The sequence below is a fragment of the Streptomyces sp. NPDC054765 genome (assembly GCF_053612065.1).
The window spans coordinates 51224-71261 of the sequence record NZ_JBSHBP010000039.1 but is presented as its reverse complement, the minus strand read 5'-3'; the positions used below and the strand labels follow the sequence as shown (position 1 = coordinate 71261).

The 20038-nt window shown below is 72.3% G+C and carries 15 protein-coding genes and 1 pseudogene; 11 read left to right on the top strand and 5 right to left on the bottom strand.

Going from position 1 to position 20038, the window contains the following annotated elements; all coding sequences use genetic code 11:
* Nucleotides 1–107: 107 nt before the first annotated feature.
* The 4 genes from ACWGJY_RS23740 to ACWGJY_RS23725 all read left to right on the top strand — a co-directional run bounded on the left by ACWGJY_RS23740 (nucleotide 108) and on the right by ACWGJY_RS23725 (nucleotide 5783).
* Nucleotides 108–845 (top strand): class I SAM-dependent methyltransferase, encoded by a 738-nt coding sequence (locus ACWGJY_RS23740; protein WP_453262838.1) that lies wholly within the window; start codon nucleotides 108–110, stop codon nucleotides 843–845.
* A gap of 593 nt (nucleotides 846–1438) precedes the next feature.
* Nucleotides 1439–3166 (top strand): DNA repair protein RecN, encoded by a 1728-nt coding sequence (gene recN, locus ACWGJY_RS23735; protein ID WP_453262851.1) that lies wholly within the window; start codon nucleotides 1439–1441, stop codon nucleotides 3164–3166.
* A 209-nt stretch (nucleotides 3167–3375) separates the two neighbouring features.
* Nucleotides 3376–4167 (top strand): hypothetical protein, encoded by a 792-nt coding sequence (locus tag ACWGJY_RS23730; RefSeq protein ID WP_453262850.1) that lies wholly within the window; start codon nucleotides 3376–3378, stop codon nucleotides 4165–4167.
* Nucleotides 4168–4619: 452 nt separating this feature from the next.
* Nucleotides 4620–5783, top strand: a complete 1164-nt coding sequence (locus ACWGJY_RS23725; RefSeq protein WP_453262837.1) for a glycosyltransferase family 4 protein — start codon at nucleotides 4620–4622, stop codon at nucleotides 5781–5783.
* Between the two features lie 259 nt (nucleotides 5784–6042).
* Here ACWGJY_RS23725 and ACWGJY_RS23720 read toward each other — a convergent pair whose 3' ends face one another.
* Nucleotides 6043–7674 (bottom strand): PucR family transcriptional regulator, encoded by a 1632-nt coding sequence (locus ACWGJY_RS23720; protein ID WP_453262836.1) that lies wholly within the window; start codon nucleotides 7672–7674, stop codon nucleotides 6043–6045.
* Between the two features lie 63 nt (nucleotides 7675–7737).
* Nucleotides 7738–8823 carry a LacI family DNA-binding transcriptional regulator gene (locus ACWGJY_RS23715; RefSeq protein ID WP_453262835.1) on the bottom strand — a complete coding sequence of 362 codons (1086 nt, stop codon included), beginning with the start codon at nucleotides 8821–8823 and terminating at the stop codon, nucleotides 7738–7740.
* 141 nt (nucleotides 8824–8964) lie between these two features.
* Between ACWGJY_RS23715 and ACWGJY_RS23710 the strand changes: the two genes are divergently transcribed.
* Entirely contained in the window at nucleotides 8965–9258 is a 294-nt protein-coding gene (locus ACWGJY_RS23710; protein ID WP_453262834.1) for a hypothetical protein, read from the top strand.
* A complete protein-coding gene (locus ACWGJY_RS23705; protein ID WP_453262833.1) occupies nucleotides 9255–10451 on the top strand; it encodes a beta-1,3-glucanase family protein in 1197 nt (398 codons plus the stop codon). The genes ACWGJY_RS23710 and ACWGJY_RS23705 overlap by 4 nt, the downstream gene beginning before the upstream one ends.
* Here ACWGJY_RS23705 and ACWGJY_RS23700 read toward each other — a convergent pair.
* Nucleotides 10397–10825: a hypothetical protein gene (locus ACWGJY_RS23700; RefSeq protein ID WP_453262832.1), complete on the bottom strand. Its 429-nt coding sequence runs from the start codon at nucleotides 10823–10825 to the stop codon at nucleotides 10397–10399. The two genes, ACWGJY_RS23705 and ACWGJY_RS23700, sit on opposite strands and share 55 nt — an antisense overlap.
* 215 nt (nucleotides 10826–11040) lie before the next feature.
* Between ACWGJY_RS23700 and ACWGJY_RS23695 the strand changes: the two genes are divergently transcribed.
* Nucleotides 11041–11166 (top strand): hypothetical protein, encoded by a 126-nt coding sequence (locus ACWGJY_RS23695; protein ID WP_453262831.1) that lies wholly within the window; start codon nucleotides 11041–11043, stop codon nucleotides 11164–11166.
* Between the two features lie 52 nt (nucleotides 11167–11218).
* On the opposite strand, the gene ACWGJY_RS23690 is transcribed toward ACWGJY_RS23695, so the two are convergent.
* Nucleotides 11219–12211 (bottom strand): aldo/keto reductase, encoded by a 993-nt coding sequence (locus tag ACWGJY_RS23690; RefSeq protein WP_453262830.1) that lies wholly within the window; start codon nucleotides 12209–12211, stop codon nucleotides 11219–11221.
* A gap of 271 nt (nucleotides 12212–12482) precedes the next feature.
* On the opposite strand from ACWGJY_RS23690, the pseudogene ACWGJY_RS23685 reads away from it, so the two are divergent.
* Nucleotides 12483–12623: pseudogene (locus ACWGJY_RS23685) on the top strand (serine hydrolase); the annotation flags it as partial.
* Between the two features lie 355 nt (nucleotides 12624–12978).
* On the opposite strand, the gene ACWGJY_RS23680 reads toward ACWGJY_RS23685, so the two are convergent.
* Entirely contained in the window at nucleotides 12979–14820 is a 1842-nt protein-coding gene (locus ACWGJY_RS23680) for a glycoside hydrolase family 15 protein (protein WP_453262829.1), read from the bottom strand.
* 438 nt (nucleotides 14821–15258) lie between these two features.
* On the opposite strand from ACWGJY_RS23680, the gene ACWGJY_RS23675 reads away from it, so the two are divergent.
* The 3 genes from ACWGJY_RS23675 (at nucleotide 15259) to ACWGJY_RS23665 (ending at nucleotide 19933) form a co-directional block, all read left to right on the top strand.
* The gene (locus ACWGJY_RS23675) at nucleotides 15259–16914 is read left to right on the top strand and encodes a CTP synthase (RefSeq protein WP_453262828.1); all 1656 of its coding nucleotides are present in this window, start codon (nucleotides 15259–15261) and stop codon (nucleotides 16912–16914) included.
* Between the two features lie 96 nt (nucleotides 16915–17010).
* A complete protein-coding gene (locus ACWGJY_RS23670) occupies nucleotides 17011–17637 on the top strand; it encodes an NUDIX domain-containing protein (protein ID WP_453262827.1) in 627 nt (208 codons plus the stop codon).
* Nucleotides 17638–17794: 157 nt separating this feature from the next.
* Nucleotides 17795–19933 (top strand): tetratricopeptide repeat protein, encoded by a 2139-nt coding sequence (locus ACWGJY_RS23665; RefSeq protein ID WP_453262826.1) that lies wholly within the window; start codon nucleotides 17795–17797, stop codon nucleotides 19931–19933.
* Nucleotides 19934–20038 lie beyond the last annotated feature (105 nt).

The following is a 20038-nucleotide window of genomic DNA, read 5'->3' as shown; positions in this document are numbered from 1 at the left end:
CCCGCCCAGGCCCCTCACCCGGCCCGTCGCGGCATCCGCGCGCACCACCTGATCCGGGATGGTGCGACAGCCGACCCTATGATGCCCGGACAGGGAAGGGGGCCCGGATGGACCGGCACATCCGCACCGTGGACGACGTACTCAAGCTCCTGGACGGCCTGTTCGCGCCGGATGCCGACCGCTGGACAGCTGATGCGGCCTCCTGGTGGGACGGCTTCTACGCGGACCGCACCAAGCCGGTGCCGTTCTTCGTGGCCAAGCCCGACGAGAACCTGGTCGCGTACCTCGAACGCGGACTGGTCAGCCCGGGGCGCGCCCTCGACCTGGGGTGCGGCCCGGGGCGCAACGCCCTCCACCTCGCCTCCGCGGGCTTCGCGGTGGACGCTGTCGACCTCTCCCCGGCGGCCCTCGCCTGGGCGGCGGACCGGGCCCGCGAGACGGGAGCCGACGTCAGGTTCCTCCGCGGCGACGCGTTCACCCTCGCGGACACCGCACTCAACGGCCCGTACGACCTGATCTACGACTCCGGCTGCTTCCACCATCTGCCGCCGCACCGCCGCATCAGCTACCTCGCCCTCCTCGACCGGGCCCTGGCACCCGGCGGCCATTTCGCCCTCACCTGCTTCGCCGCGGGCGGGATGGGCTCCGAGGTCAGTGATGCCGACTTCTACCGCGAGTCCCGGCTCCACGGCGGCCTCGCCTACACCCCGGACTCCCTGCGCCGGATCTTCTCCGGTCTGTCGGAGGTGGAACTGCGCCGCATGCACGACGAGCCGCCGGAGTCCCCGTGCTTCGGCGAACCCTTCCTCTGGACGGCTTTGTTGCGCCGCAGCCTCCGGGCGTAGGGCCCACGGGCCCCCGGAGGGCAGGCCGGCGGACAGCTGAGAGAGGCGGTCCGGGCGGCCGGCGGACCGGTCACTGCTGCCCCGGGGTCCCGGCGGGCGCCGGCCGTTCGCCTCATCGAGGCGACTTTGCCCGTCGACATGCGGATCGAGCCGAGGAGCGGGGCGACGGCCGTGCCGCCCATGCCGGGGCCGGCCGGGTCCCGCCCGCCGGGTGACGGCTGCCGCCCGCGGCCGATGGCCGGACGCCGGCGGCCCCGGTGGCAGGGAGCAAGAGAAGCCTGGCCATCGCTGCGCCGACCACGGTCGCGGCACCCCGCATCGCCGCCACTGCCTGCGGGAATGCGCGCACTCTCCCGGTGTCCGCGGGACGGCGGCCATGCACCGTCGCGCGCCCCGATCCACCGGCCGTCGGCACCCCTTTCGTCCACTGTCCGATCCGGACCGTGCTCAGCTTCACGGCAGAGCGTGAGCGCGCACCATGAGGAATCCCCCGTCTTCCCCTGCGGTTTTGCGCAGGGCCGGGGACGGGAGTGAGGGGAGGCCGTCGCGGGGCGGCCCCCGGACCTCGTAAGGTCGTATCCGTGTTGGAGGAGATGCGGATCCGGTCCCTGGGTGTCATTGACGACGCCGTTGTCGAGCTGTCCCCGGGCTTCACGGCGGTGACCGGCGAGACGGGCGCGGGCAAGACCATGGTCGTCACCAGCCTCGGCCTGCTGCTCGGCGGGCGCGCCGACCCCGCCCTGGTGCGGATCGGCGCCAAGTCGGCGGTCGTGGAGGGCAGGATCAGTGTCGGCCCCCGGGCCGCCGCTGCCGTACGGGCCGAGGAGGCCGGCGCGGAGCTGGACGACGGCGCGCTGCTGATCAGCCGCACGCTCTCCGCGGAGGGACGTTCGCGCGCCCATGTGGGCGGCCGCTCCGTGCCGGTCGGCCTGCTGGCGGAGCTGGCCGACGACCTGGTCGCCGTACACGGCCAGACCGACCAGCAGGGCCTGCTGCGCCCGGCCCGGCAGCGCCAGGCCCTGGACCGCTACGCCGGGGACACCGTCGCCGTTCCGCTCGCCAAGTACACCGCCGCCCACCGCCGGCTGCGGGCCGTCGCCACCGAGCTGGACGAGCTGACGACGCGGGCCCGCGAGCGTGCGCAGGAAGCCGATCTGCTGCGCTACGGACTCGACGAGATCGCGGAGACCGAGCCGCAGCCCGGCGAGGACACCGATCTGGCCGCCGAGGCCGAGCGACTGGGCCACGCCGAGGCACTGGCCTCCGCGGCGACCGCCGCGCATGCCGCGCTGGCCGGCAACCCCGAGGACCCCGAGGGTGTCGACGCCACCACCCTGGTCGCCGGCGCACACCGCGCGCTGGAGGCCGTACGCAGCCACGACCAGGAGCTTTCCGCGCTCGCCGAGCGGCTCGGCGAGATCGGCATCCTGATGGCGGACGTGGCGGGTGAGCTGGCCAGTTACGCGGACGGTCTGGACGCCGACCCGTTGCGGCTCGCCGCGGTCGAGGAGCGCCGCGCCGCCCTGAGCCATCTGACCCGCAAATACGGCCAGGACATCGCGGCCGTGCTGGCCTGGTCCGAGGAGAGCGCCGACCGGCTCACCGAACTGGACGGCGACGACGACCGGATCGGCGAGCTGGCCGCCGAGCGGGACGCACTGCGCGCCGAACTGGGCGAACTGGCACAAACCTTGACCGATGCCCGCACGGCGTCCGCGAAGCGATTCGCCGACGCGGTCACCGCCGAACTCGCCGAACTGGCCATGCCGCACGCCCGCGTGACCGTCGAGATCCGTCAGACGGAGGTCGCCGACGACGCCGACGGCATCGAGGTCGGCGGCCGCACCGTGGCCTACGGGCCGGCCGGCGCCGACGAGGTCGAACTCCTGCTGGCCCCGCACCCGGGCGCACCGCCCCGGCCGATCGCCAAGGGGGCGTCCGGCGGTGAGCTCTCCCGGGTGATGCTCGCCGTCGAGGTGGTCTTCGCCGGTTCCGACCCCGTACCGACCTACCTCTTCGACGAGGTCGACGCGGGGGTCGGCGGCAAGGCGGCCGTCGAGGTCGGCAGGCGGCTGGCCAGGCTCGCGAAGTCGGCGCAGGTCGTGGTCGTCACCCACCTCCCGCAGGTCGCTGCGTTCGCGGACCGCCAGCTGCTCGTGGCGAAGACGCATGACGGATCGGTCACCCGGAGCGGCGTCACGGTCCTGGAGGGCGAGGAGCGGGTACGCGAACTCTCCCGGATGCTGGCCGGCCAGGAGGACTCCGAAACGGCCCGCGCACACGCCGAGGAGTTGCTGGAGACGGCGCGTACGGGGAGCTGACGGGCGCCTGCCGCCGCGGTCTTGGCGGACGCATCGGGCATGTCTGTCCGGATCGCCATCGAACGGGGCGTCCAGGGACGATTCTCCGCCTCGCACCCCACCCCACCGGACGCCGTGAGCCCCGCTCCAGGGGCGAGCGACGGGCTTTGCGGAATCGTCCTAGGGTGACGGGAGTTGAGCGCGGCAGGGTGCCGCCCGAGGGGAGTGACATGGTGGCGGTGGCGGGCAACAGGGTGCTGGGATGCGTCTCGGCACTCTTGGGGGCGGGAGCGGTGACCAGGGCCACGTACGCGGCGCTGAAGAAGCGGCCGCCGGGCGGTGCCGTCCTTTGGGAGCGGAAGAACTACGCCGGCCGGATCGTGGACCTGCACGCAGGGCTCGCGACGGCCGCCGGCACCGCGCTCGCCGCCGCCACCGCACCAGGGCTGCCCGCCCGGACCCGTACGGCTTCGGCCCTGGCGGTGCTGGCCGCCGGGGGCTGCGGGGCGTACGACGACGTTTTCGGTGCCGGTGACCCTCGCCGCGGATTCCGGGCGCACCTCTTGGCGCTCCGGGACAAAGAGATCACCGGCGGAGCCGTGAAGCTGTTCGGGATCGGTGCCGCCGGTCTCGTGGCGGGCGCCCTCCTCAAGGAGCGCCCGGCCGACAAGGTGCTGGCCGGAGTGGTGATCGCGGGCTCGGCTCATGTGGTGAACCTGCTGGATGTCAGGCCGGGCCGGGCCGCCGGCGCCGTGCTGGCGCTCGGTGCCCCCGGGCTTGCGCGCCGCGGTCCGGCAGGCCCGCTGTCCGCCGCGCCCATGGGAGCCGTGGCAGCTGTCATCGGCGACGACCTGGGGGAGCGCACGATGATCGGGGACGCCGGGGCGCACGCCCTGGGCGCGGCGCTCGGCCTCGCCATCGTCACGGGCAACGGCCGCCGCGGGCTGGCCGCGCACGCCGCGGGGCTGATCGCCGCCGCGGCCGCGGGGGGCCGTATCAGCCGGGCGGCCGCGGCGATCTGAGACCCGACGAGGCTGAGCCCGCTGGCGCGAGGCCACCTGTGCACCCACCCGGCGCGCCCACCTGGACGTCATCCCCCATAACCGTGCGATGCGGACAACTCCGGGCGCGCTTCGGACAACGGCGTACGCGCCCTCTACCGGAGCGCAGGCGCATTCCAGGGAGTGCGCTCACTCGCACGAGCCGTTAACCCGCGCGGGCGGTTTGTCGCCCATGTGGGTGATCTGGTGGGCGCCGGGGTGAGACTTCCCACCGGAACGACGGCCCGACGATGCCGAATTGACGTCGCCGGGCTGGCATCCTGGGCGCGGTACGCAGTCGTGGGCGTGCTCCCCTCGTCCTGGCCGTCCGCGGGGCAGGCGGGCGGTCGCCGCCGCGCGGCACAGCACCCCGCAGCAAACGGACCGACTCGCCGGTACGGCCCGTCCCGCCCCCGACCCAGGAGCCCGACCACGTGATCAGTACCCCGACCTCGGCGCACGGGCTGTCGCCGCTGCGCACGGTCCAGGTGCTGGGGCACGGCAGCGCCGGCAGCGCGGCGCATGTCCGGTCGCTGGCCGAAGGGCTCGTCGCGCGCGGGGTGCGGGTGACCGTCTGTGCCACGCCGGAGACCGAGGAGGCCTACGACTTCACCGGCGCGGGTGCGCGGTTCGTGGATGTCCCTCCGCGGACGGATCCGGCGAGCGTGGCCTCGCTGCGCAGCGCCTGCTGGGACGCGGACCTCGTCCATGCGCACGGTCTGCGGGCCGGTCTGCGGGCCTCGATGGCGTTGCGCGGACTGCGCGGCCCCCGGGGCGGGCGGCGGGTTCCCCTGGTCATCACGTGGCACACCAAGGGGCACATCGAGGGCGCGCGGGCCGGGCTGGTGCATCTGATGGAGCGGCGGGTGGCACGGGCCGCCGCCGTTGTCCTGGGAGCCTGCTCCGACCTCGTGGACCGGGCGCGCGAGCGAGGCGCGCGTGACGCACGGCTCGCGCCGGTCGCGATTCCGCGCCCCCGGTCGGGAGGCGCGCCGGCCGAGCCCGAGAGCCACGACCGGATGCGCCACAAGGAACGGGCCGAACTGGGGGCGGTGGACCGCCCGTTGCTGCTCGCGGTCGGCCGTCTCGACCCGAGCCAGGGGCATGACCTGCTGCTGGACGCGGCACACGCCTGGTGCGCGCTCGACCCCCAGCCGCTGGTCGCCATCGCGGGGGAGGGCGACCAGCGGGCCGCGCTCCAGCGGCGGATCGACAGGGAGCAGTTGCCCGTCCAGCTGCTCGGCCGTCGTGACGATGTGCCCGAGCTCCTTGCCGCCGCCGACCTGGTGGTGCTGCCCAGCAGGTGGGAGGCGCGCTCGCTGATCGCCCAGGAGGCGCTGCGGGCCGGAGTGCCGCTGGTCGCCACCGACACCGGTGGCACTCGCGAACTGGTCGGCCGGGCCGCGGAACTGGTCCGTTACGGCGACGCCGCCGCCCTGGCCCGTACGGTTCTCGCGCTGCTCGCCGACCCCGTACGGCGGGATGCCCTCGCCGAGGCGGGACGTGCCCAAGCGGCCGGCTGGCCCAGTGAGAACGACACCGTCACCCAGGTGCTCAGCGTGTACGACGAGTTGACGCAGCCGATTCAGCCGGTGTAGCCGAGTCGGCCGGGTCCGGGTGGTTCGGCCGGTCCAGGTCGTTCGGCCGGTCTGCTGGGGACGACGGCTCCCGGGCCGGACACCCTCCTGGTGCTGCGCAACTGTGTGCGGGGCGGGCGGCGTACGGGCGCCGCCGCGGGGCCGTCGGCGCCGCCGTCGGTTCGCTCGCCCGGCCGGTCGCCGCCGGTGGTGCTCGGCGTCCAGGCGCACCGGCGGTCCGCCGTGGCAACGGCACCCGAGGCCACCCGCTGCGGACCCGCTACGCCTTTTCCGTATGCCGCCTGGCGCGCAGGGCCAGCCGCAGGCCCAGGACGGTCTGCGGATCCTCCAGGTCCGTGCCCAGCAGCTGGGCGATGCGGGCCAGCCGGTCGTACAGCGTCTGCCGGTTCACGTTCAGGTCGCGGGCGGTCTCGGCCTTGCGGCCCGCGCTGGCCAAGTAGGCCTCCAGCGTGGGCAGCAGCGGCTGACGGGCGGCCCGGTCATGGGCGAGCAGCGGCCCGATCGCGCGTTCCACGAAGTCGGTGAGCACGCCCTGCTCGCCCAGCTCGCGCATCCGCCACAGCAACAGCTCGATGTCCAGCCGGCGCGCGTCGTACCAGGGCTGGGCCGGCAGCCCTTGGGCCGCGGCCGCCGCCTCGGCGGCATGCTGCAGGCCGGGGCCCGCAGCCGCCCAGTCGCCCGGTGTGCCGACGACGACCACCGGGCGGTGCGCGGCCGGACGGTCCAGACCCGCGCGGACGACTCCGGCGCGCAGCGCCTCGGCGATCCGGTCGGCGAGCGCATCGCGGTCCTGGCCCGTGCGCAGGGCGGCGAGCATCGGGACCCGGCCCTCCACGGGGCGTACGCCGAGGAGTACGGGCACCCCGGGGGCGGCGAGTTCCTCGCGCAGGGCCTGGGCGAGCAACGCCCAGCTGCCGGGGGAAGGAAGACCGGCGGGCAGCCGCATCACCACCGGGAGCACGGGTTCCGCGCCGGGACGGAAGCCCAGCAGGCGGGCCTGGGCGGGTGCCTCGGCCGCCGAGATCCGGCCCTCCGCCAGGTCGGCGAGGAAGTCGCCGCGGCCGCGGGCGGCGAGCACCTCCTCCTGGCGGGACTGCAGCATGACCACGGCGAGCAGGTCGGCGGCGCGCTCGGCGGCGATCCGGTGCACCGGCGCCAAGGGGGTGTTGACGGGCAGCAGGACGAGGCGGGCGCGGACCGCGTCGGGACCGTGGCCGCCGCCGGGGACGTCGATGCGTACGCCGGTGTCGCGCAGCCCCTCCCAGGCCAGCAGCGGGTCGGCGTCCGCGGGGCCGTCGTCGTCGGTCTCCGGGCCCGCCGCGTACAGCGGGCTGCCGTCGGGGGCCTCCAGACAGAGCGGGTTGCCGGTGAAGACGGCCAGCAGCCGCAGCACCTCGGGGGCGCCGCCGCCGCGCAGGAGGACGTCGGTGCACCGCCGCAGGATCTCGTCGGCGCGCCGCAGCAGCGCATAGTGGCTGTTGATGATCTCGGTGTGGATCGCTTCGGTGACCGTGACGTACGGGACCTCGCGGTGCAGCTGGATCAGCGGCAGCCCGCAGTCCCGTGCGGCGTCGACGAGGGCGGCGGGCAGCGATTCGAAACGGGAGCCCAGCTCCACGACGAGAGCGGCGATCTCGCGGTCCGCGAGCTTGCGGATGAAGGCGCGCTGCTCGGACGGCCGGGCACCCAGCCCGAGCCCGGTGGTCAGCAGCAGCTCGCCGCCCTTGAGCAGCGAGGCGATGTGCGGCACCTCGCCCGCGTGCACCCAGCGCACCGGGCGGTCCAGCCGGTCCTGGCCGGCCAGCACCTCCGGCAGACCGCGTCGCAGCGCGGGCAGCTCCAGTGCCCTGCGTACCGTGATCTCGGCTTCGATCTTCGCTTCCGGCCCCATGGCGTGGAACGGTACCGGTAGTCCGCTATCCGGAGTCATGTGGTCCGGATAGCGGCTCGTCCCTCATGTCGACTCCCGCACCACCAGCCGCGCCCCCGTGATCACCGGCGCCGGTCCTGCCGCATCCGGACCAAGGGCCCCCTCCGACCCCGGCGACCCCGCCGTTTCCCCGGCCTTCCGGTGATCCAGCAGCCGCAGCAGCAACCGGGCCATCAGCCGTCCCATCTCCTCCACGTCCTGCCGCACCGTGGTCAGCGGCGGATCCGCCCAGGCCGCCGGCTCCAGATCGTCATAGCCGACCACCGCCACGTCGTCCGGCACCCGCCGCCCGCGGGCCCGCAGCGTACGCAGCGCGCCGCTCGCCATCAGATCGGAGCAGGCGAAGACGGCATCCAGGTCCGGCGCGGCATCCAGGAGCTGGGCCATGGCCCGCTCGCCGCCCTGCGCCGTGAACCCCCCGTCGGCGATCAGCCGTGGATCCGGCCGCGCGGTGCCCAGCGCATCGCGGTAGCCGTCGAGACGGTCCACCGCGGAGTTCTGGTCGAGCGGACCGGTGATCACGGCGATCCGGCGGCGGCCGCGACCGAGGAGATGACGTACGGCCTGACGGGCGCCGTCGCGGTTGTCGGTGTCGACGTACAGCGGCCGCGGCACGCGGTCGGCGCCCGCCCGGTCGGGCCGGCCGCCGTAGACGGCCGGCAGTCCGGCGCGCTCGGCCATGGCGGGCAACGGGTCGTCACGGTGCAGTGAGAACATCAGCGCGCCGTCGACGTGCCCGGCCGACAGATAGCGCCCGATGCGGGCGTAGTCGCCGCGGTGCTCGACGAACATCAGCAGGAGCTGGGTGTCCGCGGCGGCCAGTTCGTGGCTGATGCCCCGCAGTTGGCGTCCGAAGAACGGATCGCTGAAGTCCCGGCACTCCGGCTCCGCGATGACCACGGCGACCGCCCCCGTGCGGCGGGTGACCAGGGAACGGGCCGCGCTGTTCGGTACGTAGCCCAGCTCGGTCACCGCCTCGCGGACCCGTTCGCGGACCGCGGCCCGTACGCCCGCACCGCCGTTGACCACGCGGGACACCGTCGCGCGGGAGACCCCGGCGAGCGCCGCGACCGCCTCCAGCGTCGGCCGCGGACCCTTCGGCTCGGCCACCGCTCAACTCCTTTTTCCACACAGCGACTTGACGGTATGCCGTCGAGTCGGCAGGGTTCACTGCGCACACCATGAGAGCGCTCTCAACAGGATGCCCCCATGGAACTCCTCACTCCCCCACTGCATCGAGGAGAGAATGTCATGAGCATGAGAATCCGCTGCCCCGACCCCTCCCACCGGGGCACCGGCAAGCACCGGACCTGCAGCGGCCGGCCCGGGAACCTCCCGCCCGGCGGCGCGGGTCATCTGCAGAACACGGCGCCGCAGGACGACGCCCCCCGGCCCCCGGGCCGAATCGGGCCCCGGCGCAGGGACTTCGCCGCCCCGCCCGGCGGCCCGCTCCGCCGTAATGCCGCGGTCCTGGTGCGGCAGCCCGCACAGGCCTGTACCGCCCGGACGTCCCCGTGCCCCACCGCGCAAGGAGCCACCCCGTGATCACTCGCCGCAGTCTGCTCGGCGGCCTCGCCGCCGGTGCCGCCACCGCCTCCGGTATCGCACTGGCCGGCCGGGCGAGCGGTGCCCAAGCCCCGGCCCGCCGGTCCGCCCGGACAGCCCAGGCCGGCCGGGCCGCCGCCGGGATGTCCCTGCACCTCGTCAACAACTCCGGCGCTTACGCCAACTCCTCGGTCTGGATCTACATCGTCGGCAACGACGGCACCCAGCAGGTGCACGTCACCCCGGACGGCACCCTCGCACCCGTCGCGCTCGCCGACAACGGTTCGGACGGCTTCACCGACTACGCCATCCCGCTCGCCGCGAGCGGCACCACGACCCTCCAACTGCCGTACATGTCCGGCCGGATCTACACCGCACTGGGCGGCAAGCTCAAGTTCAAGGCGGTCCAGGACGGCAACGGCAAGGCCGCTCTTGCCTACCCGGCGGGCTGGGTCTCCGGCGACCCCAACTACGACGTCCTGCACGACTGCGCCGAGTTCACCTACAACTCCGGCGGGATGTACTGCAACACCACCATGGTCGACATGTTCAGCGTCCCCCTCGCGATCAAGCTCACCGGGGCCAAGGACCAGACCACCGGCACGCTCAAGGACGGCGCCCGCGCCAAGATCTTCTCCGACGTCCGGGCCGCCGAGGGCTTCGACCGCCTGGTCATCGGCGACAAGCGGGTGATCGCCCCCGGCCACGGCCTGGACAGCGGGCTGTTCGCCAAGGACTACCTCGCCCCGGCCATCGACGAGGCCTGGTCCGCCTATACGGGCAAGGACCTGACCGTCACCACCGACGCGGGCACCTTCACCGGCCGGGTCAGCGGCGGGAAACTCTCCTTCACCGGTCCCAAAGCGGTCTCCTTCGACAAGCCGTCCACCCGCGACGTCCTCTTCTGCGACGGCACCCTCGCGGCCCCCAACGACGGCGTCCTCGGCCCGGTCGCCGCCGTCCTGGGCGCCGCCCTCAACCGCTCCACCCTCACCACCGGCGCCGCCCAGCCCACCACCGACCCGGCCGCCTTCTACCAGCAGCGGCTGACCAACCACTATGCGAAGGCCATGCACGCCGCGACGCAGGACGGCAAGGCGTACGGCTTCGCCTTCGACGACGTCGCCGGCTTCGCCTCCTACATCGAGGACGGCGCCCCGCAGGAGATCACCCTCACCCTGACCCCGTTCTGACGCGTCCCGACGCACAAAAGCGGTGCCGCCCGGACACCGGGCGGCACCGAAGAACTCCAGGAGGTCAGCGCCCCGAAGGGGGCGGTGTAGGTTCCCTTCGCTGCTGGCCACTGACTGCGCAGCGATCTGCGGGTTTCGATGCTGATCCCCATGGTTTGTCCACGGTTCTGCCCCATGGGCGTGTCCTTTTCCTCCGGGATGTCCCGTTCACTCTGGACGGCGATCAACTGGACCTCGCCATCGGTTGCCGGGCGGTCGCGCGAACCGAGCCGGTCGGAGCCGCCCGGCGGTTGATCGCGGTGGATGGCCGGCGGGTGCGCGGCTCGGGTGGCCATGACGTCGAGCCGCGGCGTCTGCTGGGCGCGATCGAACACGGCCACGGGGTGGTGCCGGCGCAGCGCGGGGTCGGCTGCAAGACCAACGAGATCACCGAGTGCGCGCCGTTGCCCGACACCGTCGAGTTGACCGGTTCAGTGGTCACCGCGGACGCGCTGCACGCCCAGCGTGGCCACGCCGACTACCTTGGGTCCGCGACGTCACCTTCGACGAGGACCGATCCCAGATCCGCACAGGCAACGGTTCGCGCATCATGGCTTCACTACGCGACCTCGCCATCAGCATGCTGCGCCTGCACGGCGCGACCAACATCGCCCAAGCCCTGCGACATCACGCCTGGGACCCGCACCGCCCCGTCCAAATGCTGCTGACCTGCTGAAATGCGACTCTGTCGGGACCCTGGTCCGGACGCCCAGAAAGTCGGGCGGGGTTCAGCGGCCGAACCGTGACTGCAACTGCTCAGGGACACGTTCGCCCTGGATCCGGATGTTGGCCGCGGCCTCTTCGATCCGATGTAGGTCGCCGGTTGTCAGCTCGACGTCGAGTGCGCCCAGGTTCTCTTCCAGGCGGTGCAGCTTGGTGGTGCCGGGGATCGGCACGAACCACGGCTTCTGCGCCAGCACCCAGGCGAGAGCGATCTGGGCCGGCGTGGCTCCTTTGTCGTCGGCAATCTGCTGCAGCAGGGAGACCAGCACCTGGTTGGCTTGCCGCGCTTCAGGGCTGAAGCGCGGAAGCAGGCGGCGGAGGTCGTTGTCGGCCAGCGACGTGCTGGAATCGATCTTGCCGGTCAAAAATCCTTTGCCGAGCGGGCTGTAGGGCACCAGACCGATGCCCAGTTCCTCCAAGGTCGGAATGATTTCGGTTTCGTGCTCGCGCATCCAGAGCGAGTACTCGCTTTGCAGTGCCGTTACTGGCTGCACGGCGTGGGCGCGACGAATCGTCGCGGCACCGGCCTCGGACAAGCCGAAGTGCTTTACCTTGCCTTCGGCGATCAGCTCCTTGACCGTGCCGGCCACGTCTTCAATGGGCACGTTGGGGTCGACGCGGTGTTGGTAGAGCAGGTCGATGCTTTCGGTTTGAAGACGCTTGAGCGAGGCCTCGGTCACTTGGCGGATCTGCTCGGGCCTGCTGTCGACCCCGGACATCGGGGTCGGCCCGTGCTCGCCGTGCTTGATTCCAAACTTGGTGGCGATCACCACCTGGTCGCGGACCGGTGCCAGCGCCTGACCGACCAGCTCCTCATTGGTAAACGGTCCGTAAACTTCGGCAGTGTCGAAGAAAGTCACGCCGTGGTCAACGGCCGCCCGCAGCAGCTTCGTCATCTCGGCTGTGTCTTGTGGCTGACCGTAGAAGAAACTCATGCCCATGCAGCCGAGCCCGAGAGCCGAGACTTCGAGGTGTTGTCCTAGTTTGCGTTGTTGCATGAGAGATGCTCCTGGGATATCGGTCGTCTGGCTCCCGCTTATTTCGTGTTCAGCCGGGAGCCGGTAGAGAAGCTGGACAGCCTTCCGGGACGCCGGCGAGACCCTAGTGATAAAGGCATGCCCTCAACAGTGATAAAGGCATGTCCTCAACGCTATGGCTTTGGAGTGCACTCCAAGCAAGCGGAACAGGTAGGAAATCGGCAGGGTGCTCCCGCGGGGCGGCGGCCGCGCCCCTGGGTGCTGCCGGGCCGCGGGGCCGCTTAGGCTCGGCATGTCCTTGCAGGGCCTCGCGTTGATCGAAAACTGGCCGGTTCCCGCTGCCACGGCGGGTGTGGTGCGGGCCGACGGAACGGTCCTCGGCACCCACGGAACCGTCGACCGGCGCTTTCCGCTGGCCTCGGTCACCAAGCCGTGTGAACGACGGCGATTTTCCCCACCCCGAACGCCACGGCCCCAGCCCAGGTGGGGAATTACGCCGCGCTGATCATGTGGTTCGTGGGGAATTACGCCGCCGCTCACACGGCGCGGCCACCGCTGTACCCATCGGATCACCGACCCCGCGATTTCCCAGGCGGCCCCACTGGCCGCCAAACGCCGGAGTCCTGCCCCGGCCGCGCACGCAGACGCTGACCGGGGCGGTCCTGTACACAAAGCGGGGAACTACTCGCTCACGGGGCATGAATCCCATCCCCCTGTCCTATTGGCCACGCGGTGGACATCGCCGGTGGGAAAAGGACACGGGATCTGGGATCCCACAAAGGGGGCGGCTAACCCCCGTAGGCCCCGCTGGCCGTCAGCCGCAGTGCCGTGTCGATCAGCGGAACATGGCTGAACGCCTGCGGGAAGTTGCCCACCTGCCGCTTTGCCCTGGGGTCCCACTCCTCCGCGAGCAGCCCCAGGTCGTTGCGGAGCGAGAGCAGCTTCTCGAAGAGCTTGCGGGCCTCGTCCACCCGGCCGATCATCGCGAGATCGTCGGCCAGCCAGAACGAGCACGCCAGGAAGGCGCCTTCCTCCCCTTCGAGGCCGTCCACCCCGAGATCGTCCGCACCGGACGTCGGGTAGCGCAGCACGAAGCCGTCCTCGGTGGACAGTTCCCGCTGGATCGCCTCGATCGTGCCGATGACGCGCTTGTCGTCCGGCGGCAGAAAGCCCATCTGCGGGATCAGCAGCAGCGAGGCGTCCAGCTCCTGCGAGCCGTAGGACTGGGTGAAGGTGTTGCGCTCCTTGTCGTAGCCGTTCTCGCAGACGTCGCGGTGGATCGTCTCGCGCAGGTCCTTCCAGCGCTCCAGCGGCCCGTCGACGTCCCCGGACTCGATCAGCTTGACCGTGCGGTCGACCGCGACCCAGGTCATGACCTTGGAGTGCACGAAGTGCCGGCGCGGCCCGCGGACCTCCCAGATGCCCTCGTCCGGCTCGTCCCAGTGCTGCTCCACCCACTGGATCAGCTTGAGCTGGAGCAGCGAGGCGTAGTCGTTGCGCGCCAGGCCCGTCATGTGCGCCAGGTGCAGCGCCTCGATGACCTCGCCGTACACATCGAGCTGGAGCTGTCCCGCGGCGCCGTTGCCGACCCGCACCGGACGGGAATTCTCGTATCCCGGAAGCCAGTTGAGCTCGTTCTCGCCCAACTCCCGTTCACCGGCGATGCCGTACATGATCTGGAGGTTCTCCGGATCGCCGGCCACCGCCCGCAGCAGCCACTCCCGCCAGGCCCGCGCCTCTTCCCGGTAGCCGGTGCGCAGCAGGGAGGACAGGGTGATCGCCGCGTCCCGCAGCCAGGTGAAGCGGTAGTCCCAGTTACGGACACCGCCCAGGCACTCCGGCAGCGAGGTCGTCGGTGCCGCCACGATCCCGCCGGTCGGCGCGTACGTCAGCGCCTTCAGCGTGATCAGCGAGCGCACCACCGCATCGCGGTAGGGACCGTGATACGTGCAGTGCTCGACCCACTCGCGCCAGAATTCCTCGGTGGCCTCCAGCGACCCCTCCGGGTCCGCGACGGCCGGCGGCGGCTTGTGGGAGGGCTCCCAGCTGATCGTGAACGCGATCCGCTCGCCCGGCGAGACGGTGAAGTCGGAGAACGTCGTCAGATCCTTGCCGTACGTCTCCGCCGCGGTGTCCAGCCACACCGAATCGGGGCCCGCGACCGCGACCGTACGGTCGTCCACCTTGTGCACCCAGGGCACGACCCAGCCGTAGGAGAACCGCATCCGCAGCTGCGAGCGCATCGGGACCCGGCCGCTGACGCCCTCCACGATGCGGATCAGCTGCGGCGCCCCGTCGCGCGGCGGCATGAAGTCGATCACCCGGACGGTGCCGCGCGGGGTGTCCCACTCCGATTCCAGAACGAGCGAATCGCCCCGGTAGCGTCGGCGGTCGGCCGGCGCGGGCCGCCCCCCGGGGCCGTTGACCGGCCCCATCCGCCAGAATCCGTGCTCCTCCGTGCCCAGCAGCCCTGCAAAGACCGCCGGGGAGTCGAAGCGGGGCAGGCACAGCCAGTCGACCGTGCCGTCCCTGCACACTAGAGCGGCGGTTTGCATATCGCCGATAAGTGCGTAGTCCTCGATGCGCCCGGCCACGTGCCTCTCCCGTCGAACTGGAGTCACGCCCCCCATGGGACGTTGTGATCTGTCCGTCCTGCCCATGAAACGTCGCCGAGCAGCGGGACCGGAAATTCGGGCTGGGGGCACCGCCCAGCGGTAGCTGGGGGAGGGTGGTGCCTTCCCGGGCGGCTCGTTGCGAGTGTCCGAGCAGGATACGACGCACGTGGGTGATCCGCGCGACGCTCGCGACGAGTGAAGCGGTCCAAATGGGTGGCCTCCGTCACGTGACAGTGTCATCCGGGCCGTCACCGCCAGGTTCCCCTGCGTGGCCGGACACGACCGTGCCCGGTCGCTGATAGCCTGGTATCCCGTGGACCGGTGGGACGCAGTATCGATGTCACGGCAGATGTCACGGCACCCCCGAACCGCAGCGACGGCACCCCTGAAACACCAGGCCCCACGCCGCTTCGCACCTCTCCACCTCGCGACCACGGGAGCTCCCTCTTGGCCATGCCGCCCAAATCCACGACGACCAAGCACCTCTTCGTCACCGGGGGCGTCGCCTCCTCGCTGGGCAAGGGGCTCACCGCCTCCAGCCTGGGTGCTCTCCTCAAGGCGCGCGGCCTGCGGGTCACGATGCAAAAGCTCGACCCGTACCTGAACGTCGACCCGGGAACGATGAACCCGTTCCAGCACGGTGAGGTCTTCGTCACCAACGACGGCGCCGAGACCGACCTGGACATCGGCCACTACGAGCGGTTCCTCGACGTCGACCTCGACGGCTCCGCGAACGTGACCACCGGCCAGGTCTACAACACCGTGATCGCCAAGGAGCGGCGCGGCGAGTACCTCGGTGACACCGTGCAGGTCATCCCGCACATCACCAACGAGATCAAGCACCGCATCCGGCGGATGGCGACCGAGGATGTCGACGTCGTCATCACCGAGGTCGGCGGCACCGTCGGCGACATCGAGTCGCTGCCGTTCCTGGAGACGGTCCGCCAGGTCCGCCACGAGGTCGGCCGGGACAACGTCTTCGTCGTCCACATCTCGCTGCTCCCCTACATCGGCCCGTCCGGTGAGCTGAAGACCAAGCCGACCCAGCACTCGGTCGCGGCGCTGCGCAACATCGGCATCCAGCCCGACGCGATCGTGCTGCGCGCCGACCGCGAGGTCCCGACCGCCATCAAGCGCAAGATCTCGCTGATGTGCGACGTCGACGAGGCCGCGGTCATCGCCTGCCCGGACGCCCCGTCGATCTACGACATCCCGAAGGTCGTGCACGCCGAGGGCCTGGACGCCTATGTCGTGCGCAAGCTCGACCTGCCGTTCCGCGATGTGGACTGGACCCAGTGGGCGGATCTGCTGGACCGCGTCCACAACCCCGACCACGAGGTCAAGGTCGCGCTGGTCGGCAAGTACATCGACCTGCCGGACGCCTACCTCTCGGTCACCGAGGCGCTGCGGGCCGGCGGCTTCGCGAACAAGACCCGCGTGAAGCTGAAGTGGGTCACCTCCGATGACTGCAAGACCCCGGCCGGCGCCGCCGAGCAGCTCGCCGACTGCGACGCCGTCTGCATCCCCGGTGGCTTCGGCGACCGCGGTGTCGACGGCAAGGTCGGCGCGATCACCTACGCCCGGGAGAACAAGCTCCCGCTGCTGGGTCTGTGCCTGGGCCTGCAGTGCGTGGTCATCGAGGCGGCCCGCAACCTGGCCGGTATCGCGGGCGCGAACTCCACCGAGTTCGACCCGGCCGCCGCCGACCCGGTCATCTCCACGATGGCCGAGCAGATGGACATCGTCGCGGGTGAGGGCGACATGGGCGGCACGATGCGGCTGGGTATGTACCCGGCCAAGCTCGCCGAGGGCTCGATCGTCCGCGAGGTCTACGACGACCAGCCGTACGTCGAGGAGCGCCACCGCCACCGCTACGAGGTCAACAACGCCTACCGTGGTGAGCTGGAGAAGAAGGCCGGGCTGCAGTTCTCCGGCACCTCTCCGGACAACAAGCTCGTCGAGTACGTCGAGTACCCGCGCGAGACGCACCCCTACCTCGTCGCCACCCAGGCGCACCCGGAGCTGCGCTCCCGCCCGACCCGCCCGCACCCGCTCTTCGCCGGGCTGGTGAAGGCCGCGGTCGCGCGCAAGACGGGCACCGCGAAGTAAGGGACAGCACGGCGGATACGGTTGCCGGGGTACGGCCTCTTCGAGGCCGTACCCCGGTTTCTGCGTTGGTACAGGCGACACACAGGAGGACGCGCCATGGCGATCAAGGACACCCCGGAGGAGTGGACGGTCACCGCGTCCAGGACACCGTTCACCGGGAACAAGACCAGCGTGCGCACCGACGAGGTCGTCATGCCGGACGGCTCCGTCGTCACCCGCGACTACCAGGTCCACCCCGGTTCCGTGGCCGTCCTCGCCCTCGACGACACCGGCCGGGTGCTGGTGCTGTGCCAGTACCGCCACCCCGTACGCCGGCGGCTGTGGGAGATCCCCGCCGGGCTGCTCGACGTCCCCGGGGAGAACCCGTTGCACGCGGCGCAGCGCGAGCTGTACGAGGAGGCGCACGTCAAGGCCGCGGACTGGCGGGTGCTGACCGATGTCTACACCACGCCGGGCGGCTGCGACGAGGCCGTGAGGATCTTCCTCGCCCGCGGTCTGTCCGAGGCCGAGGGGGAGCGGTTCGAGGTCTTTGAGGAGGAGGCCGACATGCAGCTGGCGCGGGTGCCGCAGGACGAGCTGGTCCGTGGGGCACTCGCCGGTGACCTGCACAACAACTGCCTCGTCGTGGGCGTGCTGGCGCTCACCGCGGCTCAGGCCGGCGAGGGGCTGGACGCGCTGCGGCCGGCCGATGCGCCGTGGCCGGCCCGCCCCTTCGAGGCCTGAGCCGCCGGCCGCCCCGAGCCGGTCGGATGATCCACCGATCCGATCGGGTGACCCAACCGCCCTGCTCTGCAGGGGGTGTGACGGCCCGTGAACTACGCTCGGCAGCGTTCCGTCCCAGCGGCGGACGCGTACGCGCAGGTGGACGGGAGCGTGACCGGTGACGGACCAGGCGGTGGGCGGGGGGCACCTCCCGCCCGAGGCGGCGGAGACGACTGCCACGGCGGCACTCGGGCAGCGGGCCCCGGGGTCCCGCCAGGACGGCGGCGCCACCCGCCCCGTCGTCCCCGCGGCCGCCCCCGCCGCCACCGGGTTCGCCGGCCGCCGCCGCGAGCTGAAGGCGCTGCACGCCGATATCGCCCGCGCCGGCCTGGACACCCTCTCCGGCCGCAAGGGGGCCCGCAGCCGGGTGCTGCTGATCGCCGGCCGCCCCGGCTCCGGCCGTACGGCCCTGGCCGAGGAGCTGCTGCGCGAGCTGGCCGGCGCCCACCCCGACGGTGTGCTGCGGGCCACGCTGACCGGGCCGGGCGGCGAACCGGCCGGCACCGCCCGCACTGCGCGTGAGCTGCTGGCCACGCTCGGCACCGGCGCCCCGCCCGGCGCCGCCGAGGACGAGCTGACCGAGCTGCTGCGCGGCGCCCTCGCCGGGCGCCGCGCCCTGCTCTTCCTGGACGACGCACCGGGCGCGGAACAGGTCGAGCCGCTGCTGCCCGACGCCCCCCACTGCCTGGTCGTGGTGGTCTCGCAAGGGCCGCTGACCGGCATTCCGGACGTCCGGCCGTGCGCCCTGGGCGGCCTGGACAGCGCGGCCGGTGTCGAGATGCTCAGCCGCTACGCCGGGCCGACCCGGATCACCGTCGACCCGCGGACCGCCGACAGCGTCGTCGAGGAGTGCGGCGGTCAGCCCGCCGCGCTGGTGCTGGCCGGTGCCTGGCTCGCCGCCCGCCCCACATCCTCGGTCGCCGACCTGCGCCAGGCGCTGCAGGCCGTCCCGCTGCCCCCTGGCCTGCCCACCGGTGCCCGCCCGCTGTTCCGCGCCTTCCGGCTCGCCTACGACGCGCTGCCGCCGCCCGCCGCCCGCATACTCCGGCTGATCACTCTGGCACCGGCCGGCCTCGTGGACGCCCATACCGCCTCCGCGCTGGCCGGCTGCTCGGTGGCCGCGGCCGCCACGACACTGGGGGACTTCGCCGCGCTCGGCCTGCTACGGCCGGTGCCCGCCGGGGACGCCGCCGTCGCCGGCGCCCATGCGTCCGACCCCGCGCTGCGCCCCCAGTACCGGCTGCCCGGCTGCCTCGACCCGCTGGCGCGCGAACTGCTCCGGGAGCACGAGCGCCCGGCCGACGTCCAGCTGGCCCGCGCCCGGATGCTGGAGCGGACCGTACGGCTGCTGCAGTCCTGCCGGGCGATGGGCGAGCCGGCCGATTCGCCCGCCCGGCAGAAGGTCGCCGGGCTGCCGCGCTCGCTGCGCTTCTCCTCGAAGGGCGCCGCAGCGCACTGGCTGCGCAGCCGTCGCGGCGCGCTGCTGGACGCCGCCAGGATCGCCGTCGCGGACGGTGAACTCGACACCCTGGACCGGCGGTTGATGGCCGCGCTGTCCCGGACGCTGCTCGCCCACCAGGGCTCCGAGGCCGCCGCGCCGGACCTCTATGCGCTGCACGGTCTCGTCCTGAAGGTCGCTGAGCGGCGCGGGCTGCCGCGGGAGCGGGCCGCCGCCCTGCTGAACCTCGCGGACCTGGACGGCCAGGCGGGACGCACCGCCCAGGCCCTCACCCGCTACCGGGGTGCGCTGGAGTCCGCCCGTTCGGTGCAGGACCCGGTGGCGACCGGCCGGGCACTGGAGTCGCTGGGCGGTACGTACACCGAGCTGGGCGACTGGCAGCGGGCCGCCGACTGGTACGGCAGGGCGCTGGAGCTGCGGCTCGCCCGCGATGAGGCCGCCGACGCGGCCCGGCTGCACGGCCGGATCGGCGGCGCGCACAGCTACGCGGGCCGGTGGGGCGAGGCGCTCCGGGCCTGGCGGGCGGCCGTCGGGACCTACCGCAGGATCGGAGATGTGGCCGGCCAGGCGCGGGCGACCGGTGAGGTGGCCCGGGTGCAGGAGTACGCGGGGCGGCCCGAGGAGGCGCTGCAGACCTGTCTCGAAGCCCTCGGCGTCGCCCGGAAAGCGGGCGACGGACGACTGGAGGCGGCACTGCAACTGCGGATTGCGGACACCCTCGAACGGCTCGGCGATCCAGCCGCGGCACGGCTCCATCGTGCCGTGGGGGAGCGACTCCTCGAAGATCACTCCAAGTGACCTGCGAAATCGGTAGTGCTTCTCGCAAGATTTAATGCTTTGCAAGGCTAGACAACGAGAGCTCCTTCAATAGACTGGCTGGGCCGCGTTCGGCGCGGTCAGTTC